9 protein-coding genes are annotated in these 9,412 nt (G+C 35.7%); all 9 read right to left on the minus strand.

Translation table 11 applies throughout. The features are described 5' to 3' along the window. Positions 1 to 5: 5 nt before the first annotated feature. On the minus strand, positions 6 to 950 hold the full coding sequence (gene whiA / locus H8S00_RS10645; protein WP_186840520.1) for a DNA-binding protein WhiA: 945 nt from the start codon (positions 948 to 950) through the stop codon (positions 6 to 8). A 19-nt stretch (positions 951 to 969) separates the two neighbouring features. Then, a complete protein-coding gene (gene rapZ, locus H8S00_RS10650; protein ID WP_186840521.1) occupies positions 970 to 1,830 on the minus strand; it encodes an RNase adapter RapZ in 861 nt (286 codons plus the stop codon). 12 nt (positions 1,831 to 1,842) lie between these two features. After that, on the minus strand, positions 1,843 to 2,745 hold the full coding sequence (murB, locus tag H8S00_RS10655; protein ID WP_186840522.1) for a UDP-N-acetylmuramate dehydrogenase: 903 nt from the start codon (positions 2,743 to 2,745) through the stop codon (positions 1,843 to 1,845). A gap of 21 nt (positions 2,746 to 2,766) precedes the next feature. After that, entirely contained in the window at positions 2,767 to 3,708 is a 942-nt protein-coding gene (locus tag H8S00_RS10660; protein ID WP_186840523.1) for an ROK family glucokinase, read from the minus strand. A 19-nt stretch (positions 3,709 to 3,727) separates the two neighbouring features. Next, a complete protein-coding gene (gene hprK / locus H8S00_RS10665; protein WP_021951781.1) occupies positions 3,728 to 4,675 on the minus strand; it encodes an HPr(Ser) kinase/phosphatase in 948 nt (315 codons plus the stop codon). Between the two features lie 99 nt (positions 4,676 to 4,774). Next, complete coding sequence (uvrC, locus tag H8S00_RS10670) at positions 4,775 to 6,679, minus strand: excinuclease ABC subunit UvrC (RefSeq protein ID WP_186840524.1); 1,905 nt, start codon at positions 6,677 to 6,679, stop codon at positions 4,775 to 4,777. Positions 6,680 to 6,822: 143 nt separating this feature from the next. After that, positions 6,823 to 7,704, minus strand: coding sequence for a hypothetical protein (locus H8S00_RS10675; RefSeq protein WP_186840525.1), 882 nt, complete (start codon positions 7,702 to 7,704; stop codon positions 6,823 to 6,825). A 12-nt stretch (positions 7,705 to 7,716) separates the two neighbouring features. Further along, a complete protein-coding gene (locus H8S00_RS10680; protein ID WP_118589951.1) occupies positions 7,717 to 8,820 on the minus strand; it encodes a hypothetical protein in 1,104 nt (367 codons plus the stop codon). Positions 8,821 to 9,058: 238 nt separating this feature from the next. Then, a partial coding sequence (locus tag H8S00_RS10685) for a hypothetical protein (RefSeq protein WP_366459809.1) occupies positions 9,059 to 9,412 on the minus strand: 354 nt, incomplete at its 5' end.

The raw sequence follows: 9,412 nt of genomic DNA on the forward strand, positions 1-9,412 counted from the left end.
AGCAGTTAATCCCTCAATTCGTCTGCAATACGACAAATCTTTCTTAACCGATGATTAACTCCCGACTTTCCTAATGGCGGGTCCAGCATTTCCCCTAGCTCCTGTAATGAAGCATCAGGATTTTCCACTCTGACAGTAGCAATATCCTGTAATTTTTCAGGTAAATACGACAAACCTTTTTTTTCTATAATCATATTTATGTCATCAATCTGTCTTATAGAAGTAGAAACCGTCTTTTTAATGTTTGCAGTTTCACAATTAACCTGCCTGTTATAGTAGTTACTCATATCCTTAAGAATACGGATATTTTCCATTTTCATTAAAGCAACGTGAGCCTCCATAACATTTAAAACATTAATAATTCCTTCGCCTTCTTTGATATATACCACAAAATGACCTTTTCTTGCAACTGTTTTCGCTTCAATATTGAAATTTTTAAGTAAATTTATTATTTGTTCCGACTTTTTATTACTGCTACACTTTATCTCAAAGTGGTAGGATTTCTGAGGATCATTAATGGAACCTGCTGCCATAAACGCCCCTCTGATAAAGGCACGTTTGCAACAGTCCTTCATTATAATAACATTATTTGTTATTGATAAATTCTCCTCTATATCACCATAAGAATTAATCAGTTTCGTTGCCTGCAAAACTTTTAACGCCTCATCATGTTCCTTTATGGTAATAGTATATGTCTTTTGACTTTTTGAATATGCATTATTTCTTGATACAATTTCTGTCTCAATACGAAAAGTTTTCCATAAAAGCTGCTTAAGCTTATCTGCCGTTACCTTGGTTTCAGTACGGAATCTCACGGAATACTTTCCATTTTCGTCAATGGCAACACTTCCACACATGGATAAAATAGCCGCAGTCTCTGCAATCTTACAATGCATTGCACTACTTATGTGAGTGGCTAACTCTTCTTTCACCTCTTGGGAGAAACTCATAATATTTTCCTCCATGATTTTATCTGGTAATATCCCTATGGGCTATTCTGATGCCGTATCCTGCATCTGCGCTGTCAAGCTGCTTGTACAATTCCTTCGCCACGGTTACTGACCTGTGATGTCCTCCGGTACATCCTATTCCAATAACCAGCTGGTTTTTTCCTTCATCTATGTAATTAGGAATCAAAAATTTTACCATATCCGTAAGTTTCTCTAAAAATTCCCTAGATACTTCCGAATCTAATACAAAATCCTGCACTTCCTTATCTTCACCGGTTTTATGCTTTAACTCCGGAATATAATAAGGGTTAGGCAAAAACCTCACATCAAAAACCAAATCACAGTCTGCCGGCACTCCAAATTTGAAGCCAAAAGACATTATTGTTACAAAAAGGTTTCTGTATTCCTTATTCATAACAAAAATCTTTTCAATTTCAGTTCTTAAATTTCTCACAAGAAGATTGCTGGTATCAATAATATAGTCTGCCTGCTTTCTTAAAAATGCAAGCTTTTTTCTTTCTGTGTTAATTTCATTTTCAACACTGTCCGCATCACCCATAGGATGGCTTCTTCTTGTTTCTTTAAAACGCTTAATTAAAGTGCTGTTATTGCAGTCTAAAAACAGAATCTCATAATTCTGGTCCTTAATACGCAGATTTTCCAATACTTCATTTATTCTGTCTAAATTGTTGCCACTTCTTATATCAACTCCAATGGCAACCTTGTTTTTTTCGCTGGTCTGACTAAACAGTAAATCAGCAAAATTTTCTATTAAATCTATAGGCAAATTGTCTACACAATAATATCCATTATCCTCGAATATCTTAAGAGCCGTAATTTTTCCGGCTCCTGACATTCCTGTAACTATAACAAACCGCATTGCTGTCTCCCTTTAAATAATTTTAACTTCCGGTTCTAATGTAACATTAAATTTCTCTTTTACAGTTTTCTCCACGTCATTTATAACCTGCAAAACATCAGTTGCCGTTGCATTACTGTAATTAATAACAAATCCACAATGCTTTTCTGAAACCATGGCACCGCCTACCCTGTAGCCTTTAAGACCTGCATCTTCAATAAGCTTTCCGGCAAAATAGCCCTCAGGCCTTTTGAATGTACTTCCGGCACTTGGAAATTCCAACGGCTGCTTTGCCTTTCTCTTTTGCATAAGCATCTGCATAATCAAACTGATTTCCTCTGAAGTTCCTATAAATAAGCCAATGCACATCTGAAGAACTATCATTCCTTCTTTTGCAATTCTGCTGGTTCTATATCCCATATCAAGCTCTGATATATCTAGTTTTCTGACATTTCCATCCTTGTCTAAAACCTTTACCCACTTAATTACATCCTTCATTTCACCACCATAAGCCCCTGCATTCATAACAACGGCTCCGCCTACATTTCCCGGTATTCCATGGGCAAATTCAAAACCACCTAAGTCATTTACGGCTGCCGTCATGGCAATTGCTGATAATTTGGCTCCGGCATCTGCCACAATTTCCTCTCCGATAACATCTATGGTATTAATCCTTGAATTTACTTCAATTATTATGCCATCATATCCCTCATCTCTTACAAGGATATTACTTCCGTTACCTATAACCATATATGGTGCATTTTCCGCTCTGCATGCCTTTACTGTATCCACTAATTCATCTATTGACCCCGGAATTACGTAAAGGGCTGCATTTCCACCGCACTTAAAGGTACAGTGCTTTGCCATATTTTCGTTTTCCTTAACAAATTTTTCTCCAACAATTTCCTTTAAGCTGTCTATTAACTGCTGTGTCATGAAAAAATCACTCCTAACAAATTATTTTATTATTAATGCTGCTGAACCAAACATTCCTGCATCATTTCCCAATTCTGCCAAATGAACTGCTGCATCTCCACATGCTGAAAAACATGTTTCCCTATATGTATCCTTTACAACATCAATAAGGTATGAACCTGCCTTACTTACTCCTCCACCTATGATAAACGCCTGTGGGTTTACTGTCGCTGCAATATGTGACATAGCCTTTCCAAGATAGTTGCCCATCTGCTTTGTTATGGTTATTGCACCTTCATTTCCTTCTTTTGCCAAATCAAAAACATCCTTAGCTGTAATATTTTCCCCGAATTCATTTAATTTTTCGTCACTATGAGCTGCCATATATCTCTTTGCAAGTCGTACAACTCCTGTGGCAGATGCATACTGCTCCAGACATCCATGTCTTCCACAATTACACTGTTCCTCTTCTCCATCCTGCATATGCATATGTCCGATTTCTCCTGCACCACCATTGTAGCCTGTAAGAATCTTACCATTAATAATGACTCCGCCACCTACACCGGTTCCAAGAGTAATCATTACAATGTCATCATAACCTTTTCCGCCACCTTTCCATGCTTCACCAAGGGCGGCTACGTTTGCATCATTTCCGGCTTTAACCTTAATACCATGGAACATTTCAGAAAGCTTCTGTTCAACATTGAAAGTTCCCCATCCTAAATTTACACACTGTAAAACTGTTCCATCTGCTAAAACAGGTCCCGGAAGTCCAATTCCAATACCTTCTATTTCATCAAGGCTGATGCCTTCTTTTACTAATTTACTCTCTAAAGCCTCACATATATCTGCAAGAATATTTTCACCAAAATTTTCTGTTCTTGTAGTAATTTCCCACTTATCTAAAACTTCTCCATTATTTTTAAAGAAACCTATCTTTATTGTAGTTCCTCCAACATCAATTCCAAAACAATACTCTTTCATTTTTTCCTCCTAAATTATTTTATTCATCGTCTTCTGTTGCTTTCTTCATATTTTTTTCTACACGGTTATATAATTCCTGTGCCGCATTATATCCCATTCTCTTCTGTCTGTGGTTAACCGCCGCTGACTCAACAATAACTGCAAGATTTCGTCCCGGTCTGATAGGAATGGAGTGACACACTACTTTATTTCCCAGAAATTCAATGTAATTGTCCACAAGACCCATTCTGTCATATTCTTTTTCTCTATCCCACTCTTCCAGTTTAATAACCATATCAATGTTTGCCGTATCCAAAATACTTTCAACACCAAACAATGCCTTAACATCAATAATTCCAATGCCTCGAAGTTCAATAAAATGCTTGGTTATTTCAGGTGATGTTCCAATCAATGTTTCATCACTTACTTTTCTGATTTCCACCACATCATCTGTAACTAAACGATGTCCTCTCTTTATCAGTTCAAGGGCAGCTTCACTTTTTCCAATTCCGCTTTCACCCATAATCAGCACACCTTCACCATAAACATCCACCAAAACTCCATGTCTTGTAATGCAAGGTGCCAGTTCAACATTTAACCATCTTGACAGTTCAGCGTTAAATCTGGATGTAGCCATATCTGTTGATAAAATAGGAACTCCATGCTTTGCTCCAATTTCAATCATATCCTCATCCGGCTTATTGCCACGACAAAGAATAAGACACGGTATACCGCTGCTCATCAGTTTCTCATACACCCATTGTCTGTTTTTTCTTTCCATGTTATCTAAAAATGCACATTCCACATTTCCAATAATCTGAACTCTTTCTTTATCAAAATGTTCAAAAAAGCCTGCCAGCTGTAATGCCGGTCTGTTTACTTCCGGTATGGTAATCTTAATTTTATCTGTATCCACTGATGGTGTATGATTTGTAAGTTTGTAATACTCTACAATCTTTGTAAATTTAATGCTGATATCTGATTCCATTTTATGCTCTCCTCTCCTGTTATTATTAATATTTTATAACTTTACTCCTGTCTGATATAATATCATCCGGGCATTTTTTTGTACACATTATTTTTAAATTTAGTGAAAGAACTTATATACATCCTTAGCCACATTTTCATTCATAGATGGTGCTTTCTCCAATTCCTCCACCGTGGCAGTTCTGATATTTTCCAGAGTTTTAAAATGTCTCATAAGTGCTTTTCGCCTTGTAGGTCCCACTCCCGGAATATCATCTAAAATAGAATGTACCTGTCCTTTATTTCTAAGACTTCTATGATATTCAATGGCAAATCTGTGGGTTTCATCCTGTATTCTTGTAATAAGTTTAAAACCTTCAGAATGGCTATCTATTGGTATTTCCACATTATTATAATATAAACCTCTTGTTCTATGATTGTCATCCTTAACCATTCCACATACAGGAATATTTATTCCTAAATTGTCAAGAACTTTAAGAGCTACATTTACCTGTCCTTTTCCTCCGTCCATTAAAATCACATCCGGAAACTTACTAAAACTTCCCATATTGTAATCACCGTCTTCTAAATCCAGTTTCTCACGCTCTTCCAAACCATGTTTAAAACGTCTTGTAAGAACCTCTTCCATGCTGGCGTAATCGTCCGGTCCCTTTACGGATTTAATTTTGAACTTTCGATAGTTATTTCTCTTTGGTTTGCCGTCCTCATACACAATCATGGATGCCACAGATTCATATCCATTGGTATTTGATATATCATATGACTCCATTCTGTGAATTCCGGTAATTCCCGTAAGTTCCTCTATTTCATGAACTGCACCTGTGGTCTTTCTCTGCTCACGTCTGTATTTTTCCTTGTTTTGCTCTAACAGATTTTCAGCATTCTTAGCTGCCAGTTCCACTAACTTTTCCTTACTTCCCTTTTTAGGATTTACTATTTTAACAGTATAATTCTGATTCCTGCTAAGCAATTTTGATAATAATTCCGGCTCTTCTACCTCCTCCTGTACCAGTAATTCGTGGGGAATAAAAGGTGTTCCTATATAATATTGTTTGATAAAGCTCGTAAGAATGTCCCTTCCCGTATCTCCCGGAACTGTTGTCAGATAAAAATGTTCCCTTCCTATGAGTTTTCCGTTTCTCACAAAAAATACCTGAACCACTGCATCATTTCCCTCTTCTGCATATGCAATAATATCTCTGTCTTCAAATTGATGGGTTGTTATTTTCTGATTACCTGCCACGTGGTTAATACTGTTTATTAAATCACGGCACTCCATAGCCTTTTCAAAATCTAGTTCTGCCGATGCCTTTTGCATCTTTTCCTCTAGTTCCTTGATGGTGTCTCTGTAATTACCCTCTAGAAATTTTATTGCCTTATCTACATTCTCCCGATATTTTTCTTTCGATATATATCCCTGACACGCTCCATCGCATTGCCCAATATGATAGTACAAACAAGGTCGTCCATTAACATGGGGAACTTCCTTTTTATTCTCCTGTTCCTCCCATGGTTTTCTATTATCTATTATGGTTTTATTACAATTTCTGATTTTATACATTTTCTGTAATAAATCTATGGTGTCACGAACTGCCCCGGCACTGGTAAAGGGGCCAAAATATTTATTATTGTCTTTTTTCATTCTTCGGGCTAAAAGTATTCTCGGATAATCTTCACGCAAAGTAACCATGACATATGGATAAGTCTTGTCATCCATAAGCATGGTGTTGTACTTTGGTCTGTATTCTTTTATAAGGTTACACTCTAAAATGAGGGCCTCTAATTCGGAATCTGTCAATATATATTCAAACCTTTTGATATTTGAAACCATTGACTGAATTTTCAGGCTCTTCTTAGTGCTTTCCCTAAAATATGAACTTACCCGCCTTTTTAAATTAACTGCCTTACCTACATATATAACGTCGTCCCGTTTATCATGCATAAGATAAACTCCCGGCGTTTCCGGCATTTTCTTCAATTCCTCTGAAAAATTAAACTCACTCATATGGCTATTGTACCAAATTGCAGGCAGTATGACTAGCCACTAATCATTGGAAATACATTTTGAATTTTAGAAAATAACGTATAAAAAAGCTGCTTCTTTAAAGCTTACAAAACTCTGAAGAAACAGCTCACATATATTTCAATTTAAATATTTAATTTTAACTCTTTGTTTCCTTCAAGAATATTCACGTCCGTTTCCAAAGTATTATCCTTGCATGAAACCGTTACATAATACTTATATTTACTTTTGTCCTTTAATTCCACCAACATATTAACATCCACTGTGTCATCTTCTCTCAGTAAATAAGTATATTTTACATTTTCAAGAGTTTTGGAATATTTATTCTTAATTTCATTGTCAATTTTTTCCTTTACGTTCTTAGCATTTGACATTTTAAAGAATTCCTCTTCTGATATTTCTTTAGCCTCGTATTCCTTACATGTCTTCGAATTATCATCCCATTTAAAATGATATTTCTGTTGAGACAAACTCATCCAGTCCTTAAAATCAGATTGTAATTCATAATATGAATAGTTATATGCGTACAGTTCATTATTTTCTACGAATAAATTAATTCTATTTTTAGAATACAATTCGACTGCCTGATTTTTTTCCACTCCATATATTATGGTCTTCATTTCATCATTCTGTCTCACCTGTACCTCATTAAAAAGCACATACTTATGCCCCAGATTAATTGTTTCAATTGACGTGTCACTTGTAGCTATGAATGCATCTGCTAATTTTTTGCTTTCCTTCGAATTTAAGAACCAAAGTTCAAACTCACTTTCATCTCCGTTCTGTTTGCCCTTTGTTAATGCAAATGCCTCTTCCTCTTCATCCTCATCAAAATCGTCCACAACCATTTTAAACACTTCTTTATCAGTTAATTTTTTAATTTCATTTTTATAGTTCACCGTTATTTTTTCAGGAGTGTCATTTTCAACCTTGTTCTTTGATATACCACATCCTATTAAAGTTATCATTAATGCTGATAAAATAGTTATTAATGCTATCTTTTTCATTTTGTTTTCTCCCTACTTTTCTCCTACAAATTCTGCCCTGCCAATCACCAGTGAATCAGTTTCCGCATCATATTTTAAATACACGTTCAGCTTACCAATCTCTTTAGAGCCAATAGTAATCCTCAGTGAAGTCCTGATTGTTTTATCATCATTTCTTTCTTTGAAATAATCATATTCCGCATAATGGTTATCCCATGTTTCTGCCATTAAAGCATGTAAACTCAATGCACCGGCTGTATCTTCTTCAGTCATTCCAAGTTTGCCTTCTTTGTAAACACGAGCAGCCTGATTATCTGATCTATCCAAATCATTTGGATCTACATATTCCAATTCACTTTTTTGGCATCCTAAATCTAAAAGAGAAATTATCTGCTCATAATTAAATTTAACTCCTGTGATTTTCATTTTATAATCGTCCAACAATTCGACACGAAATGCATCTCTCTCCAACTCTGCCGTCTCAACATTACTGTATATTCTTTTTAATTCCTTACCTGTGAATTCATAAAGATTCCAGTCAACATGCATATTAGGTTCGCTGGACAAAATCACTTCATCTTTACCGTCTCCCGTAACATCCCACAGATTCAACTGTTCGTCTCTGCCACCCAAACCTGCAAATATGTCAGTCCTTGTCAGATAACTTTTCTTGTTTTTATAATCCAGCACTGCAATATAAGCATAATTTTCATTAATATCCACATTTTTGTTTTCATCAATAACTAATACAAGACATTCCCCTTCTCCGCTAATATTACCTACAGTAGCGTTAGTGATATATACCCTATCCTTAAATCCAAGATAGGATAAATCATACGTTGGTTCATCCTTTTTTTCCGTGCAAAATGTGGCGTCAGTTTCTTCTGCATATTGACATTTGTGAATAACAACCTCAACTGTTCCATTTGTCTTTTTAGGATCAGGCACTTCAAAACCTTCATCTGTTTCTTTTGTCTGTGTTAAATGGATTTGTGATTTTTCACCTGACATTTTCATAACATCATTCCCACTTGTTTCAATACCCGTTTTTTCTTCAACACTACCACATGCAACCAAGCCGAAAGTTGCAACTCCCATTAGCACTAATGCCATGATTTTTCTTACTGTTTTCCTCACCGTTTTTCTCCTTTGATTCATACATTAAATTTCAATTTTGTAGTAGCATTCATACCCAAATATCTACTTTCAAAACTAATTTTATTCTATCACAAACACAACTCTTGTCCATCATTTTTTGAAAAATTTTTACATTATTTTTTTATTTTTTTACAACCTATTGTATGAAAAAAGTTATAGGACCATCCCCCTAAATCGGGCTTTGAATTCTATAACTTTGTTCTAATAATTATGTCTTTTAGGCTGTCTGTTTCTCGGCAAGCTGCCTCTTTAATTCCTCTATTTCTTTTTCATATCTTCTACGTTCTTTTTCTATTTGACTTTGCTTTTCGTCCAGCTTCTCCTGCATTCTTTTACGTTCAGCTTCTCTTCCTCTTGCTTCTCCTCTTGCTTCTCCTAATGCTTCCCCACTCATTCTTGCATCCCTCATCATGTCATCAATTGCCTTACACATATCCTGCTTTTCCTCCTTCTCTTCAATCTTTATGTTAATGTTTGCACATTCCCTTATTACCACCATGGCATCCCTTTCCATGTTTGAATATATGCTACGTTTTTCATTTAAAAGACTGTTCATCTTTTCCTTATCCCC

The organism is Eubacterium segne, assembly GCF_014287775.1.
Lineage (GTDB): Bacteria > Bacillota > Clostridia > Lachnospirales > Lachnospiraceae > Eubacterium_G > Eubacterium_G segne.

What these genes read in the sequence shown, in the direction of transcription:
- whiA (WP_186840520.1), bottom strand. Translation starts at nt 950, where the DNA reads ATGAGTTTCTCCCAAGAGGTGAAAGAAGAGTTAGCCACTCACATAAGT.
- rapZ (WP_186840521.1), bottom strand. Translation starts at nt 1,830, where the DNA reads ATGCGGTTTGTTATAGTTACAGGAATGTCAGGAGCCGGAAAAATTACG.
- murB (WP_186840522.1), bottom strand. Translation starts at nt 2,745, where the DNA reads ATGACACAGCAGTTAATAGACAGCTTAAAGGAAATTGTTGGAGAAAAA.
- H8S00_RS10660 (WP_186840523.1), bottom strand. Translation starts at nt 3,708, where the DNA reads ATGAAAGAGTATTGTTTTGGAATTGATGTTGGAGGAACTACAATAAAG.
- hprK (WP_021951781.1), bottom strand. Translation starts at nt 4,675, where the DNA reads ATGGAATCAGATATCAGCATTAAATTTACAAAGATTGTAGAGTATTAC.
- uvrC (WP_186840524.1), bottom strand. Translation starts at nt 6,679, where the DNA reads ATGAGTGAGTTTAATTTTTCAGAGGAATTGAAGAAAATGCCGGAAACG.
- H8S00_RS10675 (WP_186840525.1), bottom strand. Translation starts at nt 7,704, where the DNA reads ATGAAAAAGATAGCATTAATAACTATTTTATCAGCATTAATGATAACT.